Genomic DNA, 20,880 nt, shown 5'->3' with positions numbered 1-20,880 from the left:
GCGCCCAAGCGCGGCAGGCTTTTCTGTCCCGGGCTGTCGGCCACAAGCCACCCACGCAGCTCTGGCTGAATCGCTTCAGAGTCCAGTGAAGTCGCCACCTGGTTGGCGGCATCAATACATTCAAAAATGCGACATAAATTTTCAATGGTGAGACATGAAAATTTGTGAGTGTCGCTGTCGCTGTGCAACAATGGTTTTCCATGGCCACCGCAAAAAAGCTGGCGTTTGATCGGCGTGGATGGTAAGTGGTTGTTAAAAAAGAGATTTGCCTCCGTTGAGGGGTGAACCTGGTGAGAATGTGTCTATGAAAACAGGTCTGTACCATCCCGAAGAATTCAAGGACAACTGTGGTTTCGGCCTGATCGCCCATATGACGGGCGAGCCCAGCCACCACCTTCTGCAAACCGCCATGCAGGCGTTGACCTGCATGACGCACCGCGGCGGTATCAACGCCGACGGCAAGACCGGCGACGGTTGCGGGCTGTTGATGCAGAAGCCCGATCAGTTCCTGCGTGCCATGGCCCAGGAACATTTTGCCGTCGAACTGCCCAGGCAGTACGCCGTTGGCATGGTGTTCTTCAACCAGGACCCGATAAAGGCAGAAGCGGCTCGCGCCAACATGGACCGTGAAATCCGTGCGGCCGGCCTGCAGCTGGTGGGCTGGCGCAAGGTGCCGATCGACACCAGCGTGCTGGGCCGCCTGGCCCTGGAGCGCTTGCCGCAGATCGAGCAGGTGTTCATCGGTGGCGACGGCCTGAGCGATCAGGAACTGGCCATCAAGCTGTTCAGCGCCCGTCGCCGTTCGTCGGTAGCCAATGCCCATGACGCCGACCACTACATTTGCAGCTTCTCGCACAAGACCATCATCTACAAAGGCTTGATGATGCCGCGGGACCTGGCTGCGTTCTACCCGGACCTGAGCGACGAGCGCCTGCAAACCGCGATCTGCGTGTTCCACCAGCGCTTCTCCACCAACACCCTGCCGAAGTGGCCGCTGGCGCAGCCCTTCCGCTTCCTCGCCCATAACGGCGAGATCAATACCATCACGGGTAACCGCAACTGGGCCATGGCTCGGCGTACCAAATTCGCCAATGACCAGATCCCCGATCTTGAAGAGCTTGGCCCGCTGGTCAATCGCGTCGGCTCAGACTCCTCGAGCATGGACAACATGCTCGAACTGATGGTGACCGGCGGTATTGACCTGTTCCGTGGCGTGCGCATGCTGGTGCCGCCAGCCTGGCAGAACGTCGAGACCATGGACGCCGACCTGCGCGCCTTCTATGAATACAACTCCATGCACATGGAGCCATGGGACGGCCCGGCCGGCATCGTGATGACCGAAGGCCGCCACGCGGTATGCCTGCTCGATCGCAATGGGCTGCGCCCGGCGCGCTGGGTCACCACCACCAACGGCTACATCACCATTGCCTCGGAAATCGGGGTGTGGGGCTATCAGCCTGATGAAGTACTGGCCAAGGGCCGCGTCGGGCCTGGGCAGATCCTGGCGGTGGACACCGAGACCGGGCAGATCCTCGACACCGATGCCATCGATGACCGTCTCAAGTCTCGTCACCCGTACAAGCGCTGGCTGCGTCAGCACGCCACGCGGATCCAGGCGACCCTGACCGACGACCAGGGTGTGGCCAGCTACGACGCTGACCAGCTCAAGCAGTACATGAAGATGTTCCAGGTTACCTTCGAGGAACGTGACCAGGTGCTGCGCCCCTTGGGTGAACAGGGCCAGGAGGCGGTCGGCTCGATGGGTGACGACACGCCGATGGCCGTGCTGTCGCAGCGCGTGCGCTCGCCGTACGATTTCTTCCGCCAGCAGTTCGCCCAGGTCACCAACCCCCCGATCGACCCACTGCGTGAAGCGATCGTGATGTCGCTGGAGATCTGCCTGGGCGCCGAGCGCAACATTTTCCAGGAGTCGCCGGAGCATGCCTCACGCGTCATCCTGAGCTCGCCCGTCATTTCGCCGGCCAAGTGGCGCTCGCTGATGAATCTGGAGCGTGACGGCTTCGAGCGTCAGTTGATCGATCTGAACTACGAAGAGGCCGTCGGGCTGGAAGCGGCTATCCGCAACATCGCCGACCAGGCCGAAGAGGCCGTGCGCGCGGGCAAGACGCAACTGGTGCTCAGCGACCGCCACATCGCACCCGGCAAGCTGCCGGTGCATGCTTCGCTGGCCGTAGGTGCAGTGCATCACCGCTTGACCGAGCAAGGCCTGCGTTGCGACAGCAACATCCTGGTGGAAACCGCCACCGCCCGCGACCCGCACCACTTCGCCGTGCTGCTGGGCTTCGGGGCCTCGGCTGTGTACCCGTACCTGGCCTATGAAGTGCTGGCCGACCTGATCCGCACGGGCGAAGTGCTAGGCGATCTGGACGAGGTCTTCAAGTACTACCGCAAGGGCATCTCCAAAGGTCTGCTCAAGATCCTGTCGAAAATGGGCATCTCCACGGTCGCCTCCTACCGGGGCGCCCAGTTGTTCGAAGCCATTGGCCTTGCCGAAGAAGTGGTCGGGTTGAGCTTCAAGGGTGTGTCGAGCCGTATCAAGGGTGCGCGCTTCGTCGATCTGGAAAGTGACCAGAAGCTGTTGGCTGCCGAGGCCTGGAGCGTGCGCAAGCCGATTCAGCAGGGTGGCTTGCTGAAGTTCGTCCACGGTGGCGAATACCATGCCTACAACCCCGACGTGGTCAACACCCTGCAAGCCGCCGTGCAGCAGGGCGACTTCGCCAAGTTCAAGGAGTACACCACGCTGGTCGACCAGCGTCCGGTCTCGATGATTCGCGATCTGTTGAAGGTCAAGGTGGCCGACCAGCCGTTGCCGCTGGAGCAGATCGAGCCGCTCGACGCCATCCTCAAGCGCTTCGATTCTGCCGGTATCTCGCTGGGTGCGCTGTCTCCAGAGGCTCACGAAGCCTTGGCCGAGGCGATGAATCGCCTGGGCGCGCGTTCCAACTCCGGTGAAGGCGGAGAAGACCCAGCCCGCTACGGCACCCTCAAGAGTTCCAAGATCAAGCAGGTGGCGACCGGCCGCTTTGGCGTGACCCCTGAATACCTGGTCAATGCCGAAGTGTTGCAGATCAAGGTGGCCCAGGGCGCCAAACCCGGCGAGGGCGGCCAGCTGCCCGGCGGCAAGGTCAACGGCCTGATCGCCAAGCTGCGCTATGCCGTACCGGGCGTGACGCTGATCTCGCCCCCACCGCACCACGACATCTACTCGATCGAAGACCTGGCGCAGCTGATCTATGACCTCAAGCAGGTCAATCCGCAGGCGCTGGTTTCGGTCAAGCTGGTGGCCGAGGCGGGTGTCGGTACCATCGCCGCTGGCGTGGCCAAGGCCTATGCCGACCTCATCACCATCTCGGGCTACGACGGCGGCACGGGCGCATCGCCACTGACCTCGATCAAGTATGCGGGCGCGCCGTGGGAACTGGGCCTTGCCGAGACTCACCAGACACTGCGCGGCAACGATTTGCGCGGCAAGGTCCGGGTACAGACTGACGGCGGCCTCAAGACCGGCCTGGACGTCATCAAGGCTGCCATCCTGGGTGCTGAAAGCTTCGGCTTCGGCACCGCCCCAATGATCGCGCTGGGCTGCAAGTACCTGCGTATCTGCCACCTGAACAACTGCGCGACCGGCGTGGCGACCCAGAACGACAAGCTGCGCAAGGATCACTACATCGGCACGGTCGACATGGTCGTCAACTTCTTTACCTTCGTGGCTGAGGAAACCCGAGAGTGGCTGGCAAGGCTTGGCGTGCGCAGCCTTGGCGAGCTGATCGGGCGCACCGACCTGCTTGAGGTACTGCCGGGCGACACCGAGCGCCAGCACCACCTGGACCTGACCCCGCTGTTGGGCAGCTCGCACATTGCGGCCGACAAGCCGCAGTTCTGCGAGGTGGACAGAAACCCGCCCTTCGACAAGGGCGAGCTTGCCGAGAAGATGGTCGAAATGGCCATGCCGGCTGTGCGTGACCAGGCCGGTGGCGAGTTCGCGCTCGACATCTGCAACTGCGACCGTTCCATCGGTGCGCGTGTCTCTGGTGAAATCGCCCGGTTGTATGGCAACCAGGGCATGGCCGGTGCGCCGATCACGTTCCGTTTCAAAGGCACTGCAGGCCAGAGCTTCGGCGTCTGGAACGCCGGCGGCCTGAACCTGTACCTTGAGGGTGACGCCAACGACTACGTCGGCAAGGGCATGACCGGTGGCAAGGTCACCATCGTGCCGCCGGCCGGCAGCCCGTTCGAAACCCAGCACAGCGCAATCGTCGGCAACACCTGCCTGTACGGCGCCACCGGTGGCAGGTTGTTCGCTGCCGGTACGGCGGGCGAGCGCTTCGCTGTACGCAACTCTGGTGCCCACGCCGTGGTAGAGGGCACTGGTGATCACTGCTGTGAGTACATGACCGGCGGCTTCGTCTGCGTCCTGGGCAAGACCGGTTACAACTTCGGCTCTGGCATGACGGGCGGTTTCGCCTACGTGCTCGACATGGACAACAGCTTCGTCGACAAGCTCAACCACGAACTGGTGGAAATCCAGCGCATCAGTGGTGAAGCGATGGAGGCTTACCGCAGTCACCTGGCGCGGGTTCTTGCCGAGTATGTGGATGAAACCGGCAGTGAGTGGGGGCGTGAGCTCTCCGAAAACCTGGACGACTACGTACGACGTTTCTGGTTGGTCAAGCCCAAGGCCGCCAACCTCAAGCAACTGCTGTCCAGCACCCGCGCCAACCCGCAGTAAACAGCTGCACGTGACCAACCCTGGGCGCTCGAACCGAGCAGCCCAGGGTTTGCCCGGCTCAAGTGATCGTCTTGCGGCTTGCAGCGTGTAGCGTGCGGCTGCTGTTAAGAGGTTTTGAAAAATGGCTGAACGTCTGAACAACGACTTCCAGTTCATCGAAGTGGGCCGCAAGGACCCGAAGAAAAAATTGCTGCGCCAGCGCAAGAAAGAGTTCGTGGAAATCTACGAACCCTTCAAGCCGCAGCAGTCCGTGGAACAGGCGCACCGTTGCCTGGGCTGCGGTAACCCGTATTGCGAGTGGAAGTGCCCCGTGCACAACTTCATTCCCAACTGGTTGAAGCTGGTGTCCGAGGGCAACATCCTGGCGGCCGCCGAGCTGTCGCACCAGACCAACACCTTGCCCGAAGTCTGTGGGCGCGTATGCCCACAAGACCGTCTGTGCGAAGGTGCCTGCACCCTGAACGACGGTTTCGGCGCCGTGACCATCGGCTCGGTGGAAAAGTACATCACTGACACGGCCTTCGCCATGGGCTGGCGCCCGGACATGTCCAAGGTCAAACCAACCGGCAAGCGCGTGGCCATCATCGGTGCCGGCCCGGCTGGCCTGGGCTGCGCAGACGTACTGGTGCGCGCCGGCGTGACGCCCGTGGTGTTCGACAAGAACCCGGAAATCGGCGGCTTGCTGACCTTCGGCATTCCTGAGTTCAAGCTCGAGAAAAGCGTGCTCAGCAATCGCCGCGAAGTCTTCACCGGCATGGGTATCGAGTTCCGCCTCAACACCAACGTGGGCACGGACGTGACCATGGAGCAGTTGCTGGCTGAGTACGACGCAGTCTTCATGGGCATGGGCACCTATACCTACATGAAAGGCGGCTTCCCTGGCGAGGACCTGCCAGGGGTGCACGATGCTCTGGATTTCCTGATCGCCAACGTCAACCGCAACCTGGGTTTCGAGAAGTCGCCTGAAGATTTCGTCGACATGAAGGGTAAGAAAGTCGTGGTCCTGGGTGGTGGTGACACGGCCATGGACTGCAACCGCACCTCGATCCGCCAGGGTGCCCAGTCCGTGACCTGTGCCTACCGCCGCGACGAAGCCAACATGCCGGGTTCGCGCAAGGAAGTGAAGAACGCCAAGGAAGAGGGGGTCAAGTTCCTCTACAACCGCCAGCCCATCGCCATTGTCGGTGAGGACAAGGTCGAGGGGGTGAAGGTGGTCGAGACGCGTCTGGGCGAGCCTGATGCGCGTGGGCGCCGCAGCCCGGAGCCGATCCCAGGCTCCGAAGAGATCCTGCCGGCCGATGCGGTGGTGATCGCGTTCGGCTTCCGCCCCAGCCCTGCCCCTTGGTTCGAGCAGCACGATATCCAGCTCGACAGCCAGGGCCGTGTGGTGGCGCCGGAGAAGAGCAGGTTCAAGCATCAGACCAGCAACCCGAAAGTGTTCGCCGGTGGCGACATGGTGCGCGGGTCGGACCTGGTCGTGACCGCGATCTTCGAAGGGCGCACCGCAGCCGAAGGCATCCTGGACTACCTGGAAGTCTAAGCGCGCCCTGGCAGGTCACGTGGGGTCGCTGGGCGGCCTCACTTGCCAGGGACAAGCGCCAGACCTGCCCGGGAATGCTTGACCTGAAGCACGCAAAAAACAAAACGCATGGCCCCGACCGTGCCTTTTGTGTCGGTGTCTGAGAAAATGCCCCCACTATTTTTCCGGATGCCGACATGACTGCCCTGAAGAACGACCGTTTCCTGCGTGCTCTGCTCAAGCAACCCGTTGACGTGACCCCGGTCTGGATGATGCGCCAGGCCGGCCGCTACCTTCCGGAGTACCGCGCCAGCCGCGCCAAGGCCGGCGACTTCATGAGCCTGTGCAAGAACCCGCAGTTCGCCTGCGAAGTGACCCTGCAGCCGCTGGACCGTTACCCGCTGGATGCGGCGATCCTGTTCTCGGACATCCTCACCATCCCGGACGCCATGGGCCTTGGCCTGTATTTCGAAACCGGTGAAGGCCCGCGTTTCAGGAAGGTGGTCAGCACCCCGGCCGACATCGAGGCGCTGCCTGTTCCCGACGCGCAGAAAGACCTGGGCTATGTGATGGACGCGGTCAGTACCATCCGCCGCGAACTCAACGGCCGCGTGCCGCTGATCGGCTTCTCCGGCAGCCCCTGGACCCTGGCCACCTACATGGTCGAAGGCGGCTCCTCCAAGGATTTTCGCAAAACCAAGGCCATGGCCTATGACAATCCGCAGGCACTGCACCTGTTGCTGGACAAACTGGCGCAGTCGGTGACCAGCTACCTCAATGGGCAGATCCTGGCCGGTGCCCAGGCCGTGCAGATCTTCGACACCTGGGGCGGCAACCTGTCGTCGGCGGCCTATCAGGAGTTCTCCCTGGCCTATATGCGCAAGATCGTCAGCGGCCTGATTCGCGAACACGACGGGCGCAAGGTGCCGGTGATCCTGTTCACCAAGAACGGCGGCCTGTGGCTGGAAAGCATTGCCGATGCCGGGGCCGATGCATTGGGGCTGGACTGGACCTGCGACATCGGCGATGCCCGTCGCCGGGTGGGTGACAAGGTCGCCTTGCAGGGCAACATGGACCCGACCGTCCTGTATGCCCGGCCGCAGGCCATTCGTGCGGAAGTGGCACGCATCCTGGCCAGCTACGGCCACGGCAGCGGCCATGTGTTCAACTTGGGCCACGGCATCACGCCGGAGGTCGATCCTGAACACGCGGGCGCTTTCATCAACGCCGTGCACGAGCTGTCGGCGCAGTATCACCTGTGAGCCGCTTGTGACAGCGCATGACGCTGCGTAGCCCGGCCGGGGCTGAGTGCAGCGAGATTGTCGCATTAAGTTTCAATTCAGCGGTGCTCGCTAGGCTGGTCCTACTCCAACAGAGATAGGACCCGCTCCCATGAAAGCACGCTACCTTGCCCTGATCCTTGCCCCCTTGTTCAGCACCGCTGCACTGGCGTCAGGCGGCTACACCGGCCCTGGTGCGCAGTCGATTGCCACCGTGGCCGCTGCCAGCGAGGCCGCAGACGATACGCCGGTGGTCTTGCAGGGCTACGTGACCCGCAAGCTCGACAACGATGACAAATACGAATTCAAGGACAGCACCGGCACCATTACGGTCGAGATCGATGACGAGGACCTGCCGCCCACACCCTTCAATGACAAGACCAAGGTCAAGCTGATCGGCGAAGTCGAAAAACACTTGATGAGCCGCGAGGTGGACGTGGACCGGGTCGAGATCATCAACTGATCCAGTGATCCTGTCGCAGGCAGGCTCGCGGCGGATCCACTGCGAGCCTGCCTGTGTTGCCGCGTTCCCCTGCCTTCAGGCGGCCTTCGGCGCCAAGGTGCTCAGGCGCAACGCCACCATCAGGGCCACCGCCAGCAAGCATCCAATGAACAGGCCGATGCCGTTCCAGCCCCAATGGTGCCAGAACACCCCGCCAGCCGTGCCCGCCACGCTTGAACCGGCGTAGTAACAGAACAGGTACAGCGAGGAGGCCTGCCCCTTGGCTGTGAGCGCTCGTCGCCCGATCCAGCTGCTGGCCACCGAGTGGGCCCCGAAGAAGCCGAAGGTGAAGACAAGCATGCCCAGGATGATCAGCGACAGCGGCTGGGTCAGGGTCATGAGCAAGCCGCCGCCCATGACCACGATGCTGGCCCAGAACACCTTGCGCCGTCCCAGCCTGTCAGCCAGAGCGCCCACCTGGGCCGAACTGTAGATGCCAGACAGGTAGACGACCGACAGCAAACCCACCAGGGCTTGATTCATGTGATAAGGCTCGGCCAGCAAGCGGTAGCCGATGTAGTTGAACAGCGTGACGAAAGCGCCCATGAGCAGGAAGGCTTCGAGAAACAGCCAGGGCAGGCCGGCGTCCTTGAAGTGCATGAGGAACCCGTTGACCAACGTGCGTGGGTTCAGGGTCTGAGGCTGGAAGTTGCGCGACTCGGGCAATGCCTTCCAGAACACGATGGCCGCCAGCAGTGCCAGGCTTCCCAAGGTGAGCAATGCCGCGTGCCAGCTGACGAAATCGATCAGCACGCCCGTGATCAGGCGCCCGCACATGCCGCCGATGGCATTGCCGCCGATGTACAGGCCCATGGCCAGGCCAATGTGCTGTGGGTGGATCTCTTCACTAAGGTAGGTCATGGCCACGGCCGCCAGCCCGCTCAACGACAACCCGACCAAGGCCCGAGTTGCCAGGACCAGTTCCCAGGTCGGCATCAGCGCGCTGGCTATCGTGGACAAGGCCGCGCAGCCCAGGGCCGCCACCATCACTGGCTTGCGGCCGATGCGGTCAGAGATCGGGCCCGTGACCAGCAGCCCAAGCGCCAGCATGCCAGTCGAGACCGAAAGCACCAGGCTGCTCTGTGCAGCGTTGATGCCGAATTCCTTCGACAGCAAGGGCATCATCGGTTGTACACAGTAGAGCAGGGCAAAGGTGGCGAAGCCGCCGCTGAACAGCGCCAGGACCGTTCTCATGAACGCCGGGGTGCCCTTTTCGATCCAGGCGTCGTGCGAGGTCACAGGCTCGGGTTCGGGTTGGGTCGATACGAGGGCTACAGCGGTTTTCACGGGCAAGTACCTCAGAGGCAGTGAAAAAATCATATAGCTGGCTAATAATTAGGTCCAATATATTGTTCGACCTAATTGAGACGTTTCACGACCTATGGGGTGGGTGATGGAGCTGCGCCACTTACGCTATTTCGTCGCGGTTGCCGAAGAGTTGCACTTCGGCCGGGCAGCCCAGCAACTGGGCATCTCGCAGCCTCCACTTAGCCAACAGATCCTTGCGCTCGAGCAGGAACTCGGTGCGCGGCTGTTCGAACGGACCAACCGCCGTGTCGAGCTCAGCGAGGCCGGGCGACTGTTTCTGGAAGAGGCTCGTCAGGTGTTGGCGCAGGTCGAAAAGGCCGCCGATGTCGCCCGCCGCGCACAGTTGGGCGAACTGGGTGAAATGAAGATCGGCTTCACATCCTCGGCCCCGTTCACATCGAAAATTCCCAAGGCGATTCATGCGTTCCGGCAGCGCTTCCCTGCCGTGCACCTGAACCTCATGGAAATGAGCAGCCGCGAAGTGGCGCAGGGCGTGTTCGACGAGTCCATCGAAGTGGGGCTGATGCGACCCATGCCGCTGGCCGACGGCCTGGTTGCGACCGAGCTGTTTCGTGAGCCCTTGGTGGCAGTGATCAACGCCTCCCATGCGCTGGCCAACGGCGCCGAGCAGGGTGTGCACCTAGCAGCGCTGGCCCACGAGCCTTTCGTTTTCTTTCCACGCAGCTACGGCAGTGGTTTGTACGCGCAGTTACTGGATCTGGCGCGCCAGGCGGGTTTCAGTCCCCATTTCGCGCAGGAAGCAGGGGAGGCCATGACCATCATCGGCCTGGTGTCGGCGGGGCTTGGGGTGTCGGTGCTGCCGGCGTCCTATCAGCGCATGCGCATCGAGGGCGTGGTGTACCGCACCTTGCTGGACGAGCAGGCCACCTCGGCGGTCTGGCTGGTACAGCGCCAGTGCCGCAGGTCGGCGATGGCCGAGGCATTTGCCGAGCTGCTCACCGGGCAGGTTCAGGGATGAAACCTGCCCGGTGAGCGCGGAGAGTCATCAGTTGACGCGGGCCAGGTCACCCTTGAGCGCAACACCGGCAATCACTGCACCGGCGTGGCATTCGTAGGTGGAAGCGTCCTTGCGCTCGTTGCGCTTGTAGTAGCTGGCGATGTTCGTCACGGCATTGGCGTTTGCCTTGCGAGCAGCGTCCTGCAAGGTCAGCAACGCGGATTGCAGGGCCCACTCACAGGCAGCCTCGTCACTCTTGTTGAAGGCGTTGGTTTTCTTGTTGGTGACCGAGTTGGGGCTGATCACGGTGACCTTGCCGCGCGGCTTTACGCCGGCCAGGTAGAATTTGACCGAGCCATCGAGCTTCTTCTCGGCGAGCATCTGCTGCACCACCTTTTCGAACGGCAGGTACAGCGCTGTGTCGCGAGCCTGGCTCAGGCCGGGTAGGGCAGCGAGCAGCAGGGCGGTGGCGGCGGTCAGGGTTTTCAAGCGCATCGGGGTCTTCCTTGGTCAGTGGTTGGATGAGGCGTTGCTGCGTTGCAGAAGCTGATCGGCGGACAGTGCGTTGAGCTGGCGCACGATGCTGCGGTCCAGGTTGTAGACCCAGCGGTTGTAGTTGCGGTGGATCCTGCCGTCGTCATAGCCCAGTTCGCGGCTATCGCGGTAATCGATGCGGAACTGGCTGGCGCTGTAGTGAATATCCACGGCGGCGTAGAAGGTATTGCGCACAGTGATGTCGGCCTGAATGACCGAGGCGCCCACCGAACGGGCCGTCCAGCCACGCTCGACGATGGCCTTGAGGATCGCCTGCTGGACCTGCTGCTGGGTGTAAGGGGTGGCAGCAGCCAGTTGTTCCGAGGGGTTGAGCACCGGCTTGGAGGTACAACCGGCAAGGCCGGCCAGTACCAGCCCTAGTGCAGCGGCGCGTAGCAGTGAGGACATTCCTTGCGCTCCTATTGAGGGTCAGGGCCAGCGGCGGAAGATCAGCGACGTGTTGACCCCGCCGAAGGCAAAATTGTTGTTCATCACGAACCCGTGGCTCATGTGGCGGAACTCACCACGCAGGTAGTCCAGTTCGCCGCAGCGAGGGTCTACCGCGTCCAGGTTCAGTGTGTGCACATAGCGGTCGCTGTTCATCATTTCGATGCTGAACCAGGACTCCAGCGCACCGCACGCCCCCAGGGTATGGCCCAGGAAGCTCTTCTGCGAACTGAGGGGCATGCGTGGGCCGAACAGGCTGCTGGTGGCCAGGGTTTCGGCGATGTCGCCTTGCTCGGTCGCGGTGCCATGGCCGTTCACATAGCCAATCGCCTCCGGTGCCAGGCCTGCGTCTTCGAGCGCCAGTTCCATGGCCCGGCGCATGGTCGACTGTTCGGGTCGGGTCGTGTGCTGGCCGTCGGCATTGCTGCCGAAACCGATGATCTCGGCATGAATCTTCGCGCCTCGCGCCCGTGCATGCTCAAGCTCTTCGAGCACCAGCATGCCTGCGCCTTCGCCGATCACCAGGCCATCCCTGCCGCAGTCGTAGGGGCGCGGGCTGAGGTGCGGCGTGTCGTTCTTGAGGCTGGTGGCATAGAGCGCGTCGAAGACCATGGCCTCGGTCGGGCACAGTTCTTCGGCACCGCCGGCCAGCATCATCGGCAGGCGCCCGTACTTGATGGCTTCATAGGCATAACCAATGCCTTGGCTGCCGCTGGTGCAGGCACTGGACGTGGGGATCAGGCGCCCGGTCAGGCCGAAGAAAATGCTGATGTTGGCGGCGGTCGTGTGCGGCATCATGCGCACATAGGAATTGGCGTTGAGCCCGTCGGCCACCGAGTTGAGCAGCATGTTGCCGAACGCCTTGATCTCGTCGGTACTGCCGGTGGATGAGCCGCAGGCAACGCCCATGCGGCCATCGCGAATGCTCGGGTCGCCGAGCAAGCCTGCATCGGCGAGGGCCTGTTCGGCAGCGCCAACGGCTAGGCGCGACACCCGGCCCATGCTGCGAAGCTGCTTGCGCGTCCAGTGCGCCGGGACCTTGAAATCATCGATGGGCCCGGCCAGGCGCGTGTTCATTTCCTCGAAGCGGTCCCACTCGTCCATGCGGCGGATACCACTGCGTTGGCTGGCGAAATGACCGGCAATGGTTGCCCAGTCGTTGCCCAGCGAGGTGATGCCGGCCATGCCGGTGACGACCACGCGGCGCATCAGCACATCCCCCCGTTGACCGCCAGCACTTGGCGGGTGATGTAGCTGGCCTCCGGCGACATGAGAAAGTTGACGGCGCCTGCTACCTCTTCAGCGGTGCCCATGCGCCCGGCAGGGATCATCTTCATCAGTTCGTCCACCGGCACATGTTCGTCGAGCATGGCCGTGTCGATCAGCCCGGGCGCTACGCAGTTGACGGTGATACGCCGCTTGCCCAGTTCGATTGCCAGGGCCTTGGCCGCCCCGATCAGGCCCGCCTTCGAAGCGCTGTAGTTGACCTGCCCGCGGTTGCCGATGAGCCCTGAAACCGAGGTGATGCAGACGATGCGGCCCGGCGCGCGGCGGCGGATCATGGGCATGGTCAGTGGCTGCAGCACATTGTAGAAACCGTCCAGGTTGGTCCGCAGCACCTGGTCCCAATCCTCGTCGGTCAGCGCGGGGAAAGCGCCATCGCGGGTCAGGCCGGCATTGCACACCACGCCGTAGTAGGCACCGTGCGCTTCCACGTCGGCTTCGAGCGCCAAGCGGCAGGCGGCGCGTTCGCCGATGTCGAACTGCAATACGCGCGACTGCTGCCCCAGAGCACGCACTTGATCGGCCACCACGTCGGCTTCGGACCGGCCGCTGCGGCAATGCAGTACCAGGTCGTAACCCGAACGTGCCAGGCGCAGGGCGATGGACGGCCGATTCCACGGCTCGAACCGGTCACCAGAATGGTATCAGTCATGAAAGGGGCTCCTCAGGGCCCGCTTCGGCCAGGTAGCTGGCCGCTTGCGGCGGGCGGTACACATTCAGGCGGGCGGTGGCGTGGATGCCGGGGCCGCGCAGGTGACATTCGAAAACGCCCATGCCGTTCTCGTCTTCGAGCGAGCGTTGGGCGTGGACATGTAATTGGGCGCCGGCCGGGAAAGACTCGACATCGCACGTGTACTTGCGGGCACCGAGCAAAAAACCCAGCTCGACGGCCTGGCCATTGCGTCGCGCCCGGCAACCGGCGTAGGCGGCGACGCTCTGGGCCATCAGCTCGATGCCGAACCAGGCCGGCAGGCTGCCATCGGCGCGATTGAACAGTGCGCCGGGCCGTACGGTGGTACGGGTGCTGATCTGCTCCTCGTCACAGTGCTCGATGTGATCGATCAGGATCATGTCGCCAGCATGGGGCAGCAGCTCGGCCAGGGGCCAGGTGATCATGCGATGTCTCCAAGAATCAGGCTGACGTTGTTGCCGCCGAAGGCGAACGAGTTGCTCATCAGTCGGCGTGGGCCATGGGCTGCCAGGCGCTGGCTGCCGTCGACCAGGGTCAGTTCAGGCAGGGCAGGGTCGGGCTGGCCGTCCCACAGGTGCGGCGGCAGCAAGCCCAACGGGTTGTGCCTGCTCAGGCTCAGCCAGCAGAACGCCGCCTCGAGCGCACCGGCAGCGCCCAGGGTATGGCCGCCGGGCGTGGTGGATGGCCGCTGTAGCAGCGCTGGTCATGGACACAACCTCGCCACATACTCGGTACCTCGTCCCTATCCGGAGCTCAGTCATGCGACGCGTGGTGTTCAATCAGAAAGGCGGGGTGGGCAAGTCCAGCATCGCCTGCAACTTGGCCGCGGTAAGTGCCCATGAAGGCTACCGAACCTTGCTGATCGACCTGGATGCACAGGCCAACTCGACCCAGTACCTCACTGGGCTGGTGGGCGAAGACATTCCCATGGGGATCGCCGATTTCTTCAAGCAAAGCCTGTCCGGCGGACCTGGAGCAAAGAAGAACAAGGTCGAAATCTACCAGACGCCATTCGACGACCTGCACGTGGTCACCGCCACCTCTGAGCTGGCCGACCTGCAACCCAAGCTCGAAGCCAAGCACAAGATCAACAAGCTGCGAAAACTGCTCGAAAACTTGAGTGAAGACTATGAGCGGATTTACATCGACACCCCGCCGGCTCTCAACTTCTACGCCGTCTCGGCGCTCATCGCAGCGGACCGTGTACTGATCCCGTTCGACTGCGACAGTTTCTCGCGCCAGGCCCTGTACGGGCTGCTGGCCGAGATCGAGGACATCAAGGAAGACCACAACGAACACCTGATCGTCGAGGGCATCGTGGTGAACCAGTTCCAGCCCCGTGCCAGCCTGCCGCAGCAGATGCTGGACGCGCTACTGGCCGAAGGCTTGCCAGTGCTGCCGGTGTATCTGGGCAGTTCGGTGAAGATGCGTGAGTCGCACCACGCCAGCCTGCCCCTGATCCACCTCGACCCCCGCCACAAACTGACCCAGCAATTCGTGGCGCTGCATGATTTGCTGGGTGGGGAGGGGTAGGCGCAGCTTCCGTGCAAGTTTGGTGTTGATCATAATCTCCCAAAACGGGAGATTTTTTGAAATGCGGGTGATTGCCAAAAGCAGTCTAGTGAAATTTTGGGAGATGCCCGGTAATCACGATGCCAAGGCTGCATTGGAAAGCTGGTATGACTTAGTGATCAAAGCTACTTGGCTAACGCCGCAGGATGTGAAAGATCAGCTCGGCAACGCTCGCATCTGTGGAAGGAACCGCATTGTTTTCAACATTGGCGGTAATAAATATCGCCTCGTCGTGGAAATGCAATATAAGGCGGGCATCGCCTGGGTGAAATTCGTCGGCACCCATGAATGCTATGACGAAATTGACGTGGAGACAGTGTGTGAATATTAAGCCTATTCGCAGTGATGAGGATCTGCACGCGGCCTTTCGGCGGCTTGAGGCTATCTTCCAAGCCGAACCGGGCACCCCCGAAGCTGATGAAATGGAAGTACTCGTAACCCTGATTGAAGTGTACGAAAACAAGTACTACCCCATTCAGTCGGCTACCCCTCTGGAAGCCATCAAATTCTGCATGGAGCAACAAAGCCTCACCCCGCGAGACCTGGAGCCCTATATCGGGCCCAGTGGCCGGGTATCTGAGGTCTTGAATGGAAAGCGTAGGCTGAGCCTCTCCATGATCAGACGCCTGCACGAGGGGCTACGCATCCCCTATGAGTCGCTGCTGGGGGGTACCTGAAGTCAAACCCCTTTGCTGCGCAGCCACTCCAGCAGTGCCTGAAGGGGAAGAGCCCCCGCCTGGCGCACGACCTCGCGGCCGTTGCGCATCAGGATGAGGCTCGGGATCGAGCGAATGCCCAGTTGCCCGGCCAAGGTGCGGTTGGCTTCGCTGTCGAGCTTGGCCAGGCGGCAGCGGCCACTCAATTGGCGGGCCGCCTGTTCGAACACTGGCGCGAAGGCCTTGCAGGGGCCGCACCAATCGGCCCAGACATCGATCAGCAAGGGCAGGTCGCCTTTGACCTGGCTGGCATAGCTGTTCTCGGTCAGCACGAACGGCGTCTGCAGCACGACCTGCTGCTTGCAGCGGCCACACTTGGGCGCATCGCCCAGGCGGTCGGCGGGTAAGCGGTTCAGGCCGTTGCAGTGAGGGCAAGGGACAACCAGCGAATCGGTCATTTCATCTCCGTCCGAGTAAGTGGGTTTCAGGACGAGCAACTGATTTCCAAGTGCTTGCCCCATGCAGGGGGCGGCGCTGCATAGGCCTGCATCCCGGTCTGTTCCTCGAACGGGCGGCTGAGCACCTGATGCAAGCGCCTGACCTCAGTGTAGTCGCCTGCCTCGGCCGCTTCGATGGCGTTCTGCGCCAGATAGTTACGCAGCACATACAGCGGGTTCACGGCGTGCATGCGCTCACGCCGCCCGGCAGCATGGTTCGGTTCACGTTCGCAGCGCGCTTGATAGTCCACCGCCCAGGCGTCGAAACCCGCCAAGTCGACGAAGTCGTCACGTACCGATTGCAGCGCGTCGGCCAGCGGTTGATCGCCCAGCCGGCGGAAGAACAGGTTGTAGTCCACGCCACCGCTCTGCATGCGTTGCAGCAGGCGCTCGACCAGGGCCATGTCCTCGTCCTCGGCCGTCGTCAGGCCGAGCCGACGACGCATCAGGTCCAGGTAATGGGCCTGGTACAGGGGCAGGAACAGCGCCAGCGCCTGCTTGAGCGCTTCGACATCGATCACCGTGGTCAAGGCCTGGGCCAGCGCACTGAGGTTCCAATGGGCGATCGGTACTTGGTTGGCATAGCTGTAGCGGCCGCGGTCGTCGGAGTGGTTACAGATGAAGTTGGCATCAAAATCGTCGAGGAATGCGAACGGACCGAAATCGAAGGTGATTCCCAGGATCGACATGTTGTCGGTGTTCATCACGCCGTGACAGAAGCCGTACGCTTGCCAGCGTGCGATCAGCTCGGCATTGCGCTCGACGATGGTCTGGAACATAGCCAGGTAAGGCTGTGCGGCGTCTTTGCACTGCGGGTAATGCTCATCGAGTACATGGTCGATCAGCACGCGCTGCTGCTCGGGCTGCTGGGTGTAATAGAAGTACTCGAAATGGCCAAAGCGGATATGGCTCTGGGCAAGGCGGGTGAGCATGGCAGCGCTTTCCTGGGTTTCGCGCCACACCGGGGTACTGGAGCCGATCACGCACAGGGCGCGGCTGCTGGGTATGCCCAAGGCATGCAAGGCTTCGCTCGCCAGAAACTCACGGATCGAGGAACGCAGCACGGCACGGCCATCGCCCATGCGTGAGTAGGGTGTCTGGCCGGCTCCCTTGAGGTGCAGGTCCCAATGTTCACCGGCATCGTTGACCACCTCGGTCAGCAACAGGCCGCGCCCGTCCCCCAGGCGCGGGTTGTAGCCGCCGAACTGATGGCCGGAGTACACCATCGCCCGCGGATCGGCGCCTTCCCAGAGCTTGTGGCCGCTGAACAGCTCGGCGAACAACGGCAGCTCGGCCTGGGCCGGGTCCAGGTCGATCAGCGCCATGGCCGACGCACTGGCAACCACCAGGCGAGGGTCTGCGATGGGCTCGGGCAGTACCTGGGTAGAGAATGCGTCGCCCAGGCGGGCGAAGCGGTTGTCGAAGGTGAGCTGGTCGAGGGCTTTCACGGGGCTGCTCCTGAGTCGGGGTGGCAAGAGGCCGCTGCGTGGCCCTGTGCGGGCGGACCGGCCGTGAGCGAGGACCACGCCCTCGCGGGTGGAACAGGCATATCTGCCCTATGGAGTCCAATCACACGGGGGGAGTGCCATCGGATTTTGGCGAGTCCATCGGTATCAACTGTTGTTTGCCGGCTTTGGGGTCCATCAGGAACACCTCGACCTGGCGTACGGAGATCTTGATGTCGTGCGCCTTGAATTCCCGGTTGATGTAGCGATTGATCTCATCCAGCGTGGGGTTGCGATCGCCCAGGTCACGGACATGCATGCGCAGTTCGTGGTCCAGCGAGCTTTCCCCGAATTGCAGGAAGTACACCAGGGGTTCGGGGTCCTTGAGTACCCTGGGGTTCTCATGTGCACCCTTGAGCAGCAGGTCGCGCACCAGGTCCAGGTCCGAGCCGTAGTCGATGCCCAGCTTCAGGGTCACGCGGGTGACGGTATCGGTGAGCGACCAGTTGATCAGTTGCCCGGTGATGAACGTCTTGTTGGGGACGATGATGTCCTTGCGGTCGAAGTCGGTGATGGTGGTGGCGCGGATGCGGATCTTGCTCACCGTGCCCGACAAGTTGCCGATGGTGATGGTGTCACCGATACGCACCGGGCGTTCGAACAGGATCATGATGCCCGAAATGAAGTTGGCGAAGATTTCCTGCATGCCGAAACCCAGGCCTACCGACAGCGCGGCGACCAGCCACTGCAGCTTGTCCCAGCTGACCCCCAGGGTGGAGAGGGTGCTGACGATGCCGACGCCGACGATGGTGTAGGACAGCAGCGTGGTGGTGGCGTAGGCGCTGCCCTGGGCCAGGTTCAGCCGCGACAGTACCAGCACCTCCAGCAGGCCGGGCAAGTTGCCGGCCAGGGCGAAGGTGATGCCCACGATCACCAGTGCGCCGAGCAGGTCACCGAGGCTGATGGGGACCATGCTCGCCGCAGCGCCTGTACCGCTGGTGTATTCGTACAGCACGAAGTTGTTGAGGTAGGCGAACACCGAGAGCAGGTCCGACCACACCCAGTACAGGCCGGCGATGAAACCGCCGAGCAAGGCCAGGCGGATCAGGCGCAGGGACTGCTGGTTGACCTGTTCGATATCCAGCGTCGGTTCTTCGACGACGACTTCACCATCGAGCCCTTCCTTGGCCGCAGCCCGCTTGCTGAGCGCGCGCTGGTAGGCCAGGCGTCGGGCGGCCACGGACAGCCCGCGCACGAATGCCGCCTCGATCACCAGCCAGAACAGCAGCAGGTAGAGGGTGTAGATCAGGCGGTCGGTGAGTTTCAGCGCCGTGTAGTAGTAGCCGAAGCACACGGCGATGAACAGGGCGATGGGCAAGGCCGTGAACGCCACACCCACTGCCTTGCGAAACAGCGAGGTGTCGCGGTGGGCAGGGCTGCTCAGCAACAGGCGGCTGAGCAACCAGGCCATCAATGCGTAGCAAGTCAGTACCACGCCAATCCCCAGAACGTCATCGGCCAGCGCCGAGGGCTGGTGTTCGGCTACCGCCACTACCCCTACCAGTGCCAGCACCACGGTGCCAAGACGCCGGACCCAGCCGCGCAGGAACTCCACTTGCGGCTTGTACCAGCGGAAGTGAATCTCGGCCACCCCGCCAGGCGAGAGAATGCGGTAGGCCGTATAGAACACCAGCCAGGCCTGGGCCAGTTGCCACAGCGCCGCGCCAAGGTTGGCGTTCTGCCCGCGGGCGTCGATCTGCAAGGCATAGCTGCACAGCGCAAGACCCAGGCTCACCGGCATCGCCAGCAGGATGTTGATCAAGATCGCCTGAGGGGTGTGCCACTGGCTGTCGCGGCGGAAATGGCCGATGTCCTGGTGCACCTTGCCCAGGCGCTGGTACAGGTACTTGCGACGCCACAGCAACGCGCCGATCACCAGCAACAGCGGCAGGAACAGCAACGGGCGCTGACTCAACCCGTCAGCCAGCTCCTTGAGGCCCGAGCCCCACGGCAGGTCCGCCACCTGGTCAGCCAGGCGTTGCGGCACATAGGCCAGCCAGTCCCAGTCCAATGGCTTGTTGCTGGGTATCCAGAACATCTGCTCGTCCAGCGTGGTACGCAGGCTTTGGGCAGTGCCCAGCAGCTGCTTCTGGTTCAGCTGCAAGGTAATGGATTCGTTGAGCAGGGCCGACAGCTCCCGGTTCAGGCGTTCGAGCAAGTCGCTGCGGGTGATGGCCACTTCCAGCAATGCCTTGCGCAACTGGGGGGTGACGGTTTCAGGGGGCTGGGCTGCCAGCAGTTTGTCCACGTAGCTGATCGGGCTACTCATCTGCTCGCGCTGCTGATTGACCTCGAACTGGTACAGGCGTGTGTCGGCGATCTGGTCAGCCAAGTCACGGTCGAGCTTGAGATGCGGCAGGGTCTGTTTCTGTTTGTAGAGGATCTTGGACAGCAGCAGGCTGCCCTTGAGCACGCTGATCTGCTCGTCCAGCGCCTGGTCGGCCTGGGTCAAGGTGTCGAGCTGCTGCTTGGTCCGCAGATTCTGCTGGGTCAGTTCGTTGAGCCGGTCGGTGCTTCTGAGCAGGTAGTCGGACAGCTTGAGGTTGGCTGCGCTTTCGGTGGCCAGCAGGCTGCTGCCGCCGGCTTTCTGGGCTTCGATCGACTGCTGCGTGACGGTTTCCTGGGACTGGGCCAGGCGTTTGTCATTGATCAGAGTCTGCAGGTCCTGGATTTCCTGTTCCAGGCGTGCTGTGCGCTCGATCAGCAGGTCGTGGCGGGCATTGCCCAGGTCCTGCAGCACACTGTTTCCAGCCAGCTCCTGGCGGCGCAACTGGGTAAGGGCGTTGAGCGAGGCCAGTTCGGCGTTGAGCTGGTTGCGCAGGTCGGGGCTGACAGGCTTGCCCGCGTCCTTGCCGCTTTTGAGGATGCTGTTGATTTGCTGGGCCCGCGCCTGGCTGCTGCTGATCTCGGACTGGGCCCGTTCGGGACGGGTCTGCGAATTGATGATCAGGCTGTTGGCTTCGGCCAGCGCTTTTTGCAGCTCGCCTTGCTGGGTAGTGCGCTCACTGAGCATCTGCTCGAGCTGCGGCACGCCTAGGTTTGCGTAGCGCTGGGCCACCGACTGCACCGAACTCTGCTTGAGCCTTGCCAGCTCTTTCTGGCTGTCGCTGGTTTCCTTGGGCGCGCTGGCCAGTTGCTGCTTGAGGGCAGCCAGCTTGCGTTCGTTGTCTTCCTTGCTGGCCAGCAGGCCGAGGGTCTGCTCGAGCACTTGCTGCAGGGCCTTCTGATCGGCTTCGGGCAGCTTGCGCTCGGCGATCTTGTCGAGGCTTTCCTGGACGCTGGCGGTGGTGGGGGCTTCAGCGGCGGCGACCGCCAGGGGAAGGCAAAGGCACAGCCCGAGCAGGGCTGTGCGAAGGTGCAGGCGAAAGGACATAGGC

The 20,880-nt window shown here is 62.7% G+C and carries 16 protein-coding genes and 2 pseudogenes; 8 read left to right on the top strand and 10 right to left on the bottom strand.

The features are described 5' to 3' along the window. Nucleotides 1–304: 304 nt before the first annotated feature. The 4 genes from gltB (at nt 305) to B2J77_RS19735 (ending at nt 8,012) form a co-directional block, all read left to right on the top strand. Entirely contained in the window at nt 305–4,750 is a 4,446-nt protein-coding gene (gene gltB, locus B2J77_RS19750; RefSeq protein ID WP_078479271.1) for a glutamate synthase large subunit, read from the top strand. A gap of 121 nt (nt 4,751–4,871) precedes the next feature. Beyond that, nucleotides 4,872–6,290 (top strand): FAD-dependent oxidoreductase, encoded by a 1,419-nt coding sequence (locus B2J77_RS19745; RefSeq protein WP_078479270.1) that lies wholly within the window; start codon nt 4,872–4,874, stop codon nt 6,288–6,290. 176 nt (nt 6,291–6,466) lie between these two features. After that, a complete protein-coding gene (hemE, locus tag B2J77_RS19740; protein WP_078479269.1) occupies nt 6,467–7,531 on the top strand; it encodes a uroporphyrinogen decarboxylase in 1,065 nt (354 codons plus the stop codon). Between the two features lie 130 nt (nt 7,532–7,661). Next, the gene (locus B2J77_RS19735; protein WP_058602925.1) at nt 7,662–8,012 is read left to right on the top strand and encodes a YgiW/YdeI family stress tolerance OB fold protein; all 351 of its coding nucleotides are present in this window, start codon (nt 7,662–7,664) and stop codon (nt 8,010–8,012) included. 75 nt (nt 8,013–8,087) lie between these two features. Here B2J77_RS19735 and B2J77_RS19730 read toward each other — a convergent pair whose 3' ends face one another. Next, nucleotides 8,088–9,338 carry an MFS transporter gene (locus B2J77_RS19730; protein ID WP_058638112.1) on the bottom strand — a complete coding sequence of 417 codons (1,251 nt, stop codon included), beginning with the start codon at nt 9,336–9,338 and terminating at the stop codon, nt 8,088–8,090. 106 nt (nt 9,339–9,444) lie between these two features. On the opposite strand from B2J77_RS19730, the gene B2J77_RS19725 reads away from it, so the two are divergent. Next, entirely contained in the window at nt 9,445–10,338 is an 894-nt protein-coding gene (locus tag B2J77_RS19725) for a LysR family transcriptional regulator (RefSeq protein ID WP_058602927.1), read from the top strand. Between the two features lie 27 nt (nt 10,339–10,365). On the opposite strand, the gene B2J77_RS19720 is transcribed toward B2J77_RS19725, so the two are convergent. From B2J77_RS19720 to B2J77_RS19695, 6 genes and pseudogenes are all read right to left on the bottom strand, one after another. After that, nucleotides 10,366–10,812: a hypothetical protein gene (locus tag B2J77_RS19720; protein WP_027913518.1), complete on the bottom strand. Its 447-nt coding sequence runs from the start codon at nt 10,810–10,812 to the stop codon at nt 10,366–10,368. A 15-nt stretch (nt 10,813–10,827) separates the two neighbouring features. Beyond that, nucleotides 10,828–11,259 (bottom strand): hypothetical protein, encoded by a 432-nt coding sequence (locus B2J77_RS19715; protein ID WP_078479268.1) that lies wholly within the window; start codon nt 11,257–11,259, stop codon nt 10,828–10,830. 21 nt (nt 11,260–11,280) lie between these two features. Then, complete coding sequence (locus B2J77_RS19710) at nt 11,281–12,507, bottom strand: beta-ketoacyl-ACP synthase (protein ID WP_058638110.1); 1,227 nt, start codon at nt 12,505–12,507, stop codon at nt 11,281–11,283. Then, nucleotides 12,507–13,234: pseudogene (fabG, locus tag B2J77_RS19705) on the bottom strand (3-oxoacyl-ACP reductase FabG). The gene B2J77_RS19710 and the pseudogene fabG overlap by 1 nt, the downstream one beginning before the upstream one ends. Continuing rightward, the gene (locus B2J77_RS19700) at nt 13,231–13,698 is read right to left on the bottom strand and encodes a hotdog family protein (protein WP_023532704.1); all 468 of its coding nucleotides are present in this window, start codon (nt 13,696–13,698) and stop codon (nt 13,231–13,233) included. Before B2J77_RS19700 ends, fabG begins: the two are co-directional and overlap by 4 nt. After that, nucleotides 13,695–13,961: pseudogene (locus B2J77_RS19695) on the bottom strand (beta-ketoacyl-[acyl-carrier-protein] synthase II); the annotation flags it as partial. The pseudogene B2J77_RS19695 and the gene B2J77_RS19700, both read right to left, overlap by 4 nt. Before the next feature lie 71 nt (nt 13,962–14,032). Here B2J77_RS19695 and B2J77_RS19690 point away from each other — a divergent pair. The 3 genes from B2J77_RS19690 (at nt 14,033) to B2J77_RS19680 (ending at nt 15,522) form a co-directional block, all read left to right on the top strand. Beyond that, nucleotides 14,033–14,806: a ParA family protein gene (locus tag B2J77_RS19690; RefSeq protein ID WP_058638108.1), complete on the top strand. Its 774-nt coding sequence runs from the start codon at nt 14,033–14,035 to the stop codon at nt 14,804–14,806. A gap of 61 nt (nt 14,807–14,867) precedes the next feature. After that, nucleotides 14,868–15,176, top strand: coding sequence for a type II toxin-antitoxin system HigB family toxin (locus B2J77_RS19685; RefSeq protein WP_058638200.1), 309 nt, complete (start codon nt 14,868–14,870; stop codon nt 15,174–15,176). Beyond that, entirely contained in the window at nt 15,166–15,522 is a 357-nt protein-coding gene (locus B2J77_RS19680) for a helix-turn-helix domain-containing protein (protein WP_058638107.1), read from the top strand. The genes B2J77_RS19685 and B2J77_RS19680 overlap by 11 nt, the downstream gene beginning before the upstream one ends. 2 nt (nt 15,523–15,524) lie before the next feature. On the opposite strand, the gene trxC is transcribed toward B2J77_RS19680, so the two are convergent. The 3 genes from trxC to mscK form a co-directional block, all read right to left on the bottom strand. After that, nucleotides 15,525–15,959: a thioredoxin TrxC gene (gene trxC / locus B2J77_RS19675; RefSeq protein ID WP_058638106.1), complete on the bottom strand. Its 435-nt coding sequence runs from the start codon at nt 15,957–15,959 to the stop codon at nt 15,525–15,527. A 26-nt stretch (nt 15,960–15,985) separates the two neighbouring features. Next, a complete protein-coding gene (selO, locus tag B2J77_RS19670; RefSeq protein ID WP_058638105.1) occupies nt 15,986–17,446 on the bottom strand; it encodes a protein adenylyltransferase SelO in 1,461 nt (486 codons plus the stop codon). Nucleotides 17,447–17,567: 121 nt separating this feature from the next. Next, the gene (mscK, locus tag B2J77_RS19665; protein WP_078479267.1) at nt 17,568–20,876 is read right to left on the bottom strand and encodes a mechanosensitive channel MscK; all 3,309 of its coding nucleotides are present in this window, start codon (nt 20,874–20,876) and stop codon (nt 17,568–17,570) included. Nucleotides 20,877–20,880: the final 4 nt, after the last annotated feature.

It is taken from the genome of Pseudomonas parafulva, assembly GCF_002021815.1.
GTDB lineage: Bacteria > Pseudomonadota > Gammaproteobacteria > Pseudomonadales > Pseudomonadaceae > Aquipseudomonas > Aquipseudomonas parafulva_B.
This window is presented reverse-complemented; position numbering and strand designations above follow the sequence as displayed.

Bases quoted from the DNA above. Each gene is read 5' to 3' on its own strand.
- gltB (WP_078479271.1), top strand. From the start codon at position 305: ATGAAAACAGGTCTGTACCATCCCGAAGAATTCAAGGACAACTGTGGT.
- B2J77_RS19745 (WP_078479270.1), top strand. From the start codon at position 4,872: ATGGCTGAACGTCTGAACAACGACTTCCAGTTCATCGAAGTGGGCCGC.
- hemE (WP_078479269.1), top strand. From the start codon at position 6,467: ATGACTGCCCTGAAGAACGACCGTTTCCTGCGTGCTCTGCTCAAGCAA.
- B2J77_RS19735 (WP_058602925.1), top strand. From the start codon at position 7,662: ATGAAAGCACGCTACCTTGCCCTGATCCTTGCCCCCTTGTTCAGCACC.
- B2J77_RS19725 (WP_058602927.1), top strand. From the start codon at position 9,445: ATGGAGCTGCGCCACTTACGCTATTTCGTCGCGGTTGCCGAAGAGTTG.
- B2J77_RS19720 (WP_027913518.1), bottom strand. From the start codon at position 10,812: ATGCGCTTGAAAACCCTGACCGCCGCCACCGCCCTGCTGCTCGCTGCC.
- B2J77_RS19715 (WP_078479268.1), bottom strand. From the start codon at position 11,259: ATGTCCTCACTGCTACGCGCCGCTGCACTAGGGCTGGTACTGGCCGGC.
- B2J77_RS19710 (WP_058638110.1), bottom strand. From the start codon at position 12,507: ATGCGCCGCGTGGTCGTCACCGGCATGGCCGGCATCACCTCGCTGGGC.
- B2J77_RS19700 (WP_023532704.1), bottom strand. From the start codon at position 13,698: ATGATCACCTGGCCCCTGGCCGAGCTGCTGCCCCATGCTGGCGACATG.
- B2J77_RS19690 (WP_058638108.1), top strand. From the start codon at position 14,033: ATGCGACGCGTGGTGTTCAATCAGAAAGGCGGGGTGGGCAAGTCCAGC.
- B2J77_RS19685 (WP_058638200.1), top strand. From the start codon at position 14,868: ATGCGGGTGATTGCCAAAAGCAGTCTAGTGAAATTTTGGGAGATGCCC.
- trxC (WP_058638106.1), bottom strand. From the start codon at position 15,959: ATGACCGATTCGCTGGTTGTCCCTTGCCCTCACTGCAACGGCCTGAAC.
- mscK (WP_078479267.1), bottom strand. From the start codon at position 20,876: ATGTCCTTTCGCCTGCACCTTCGCACAGCCCTGCTCGGGCTGTGCCTT.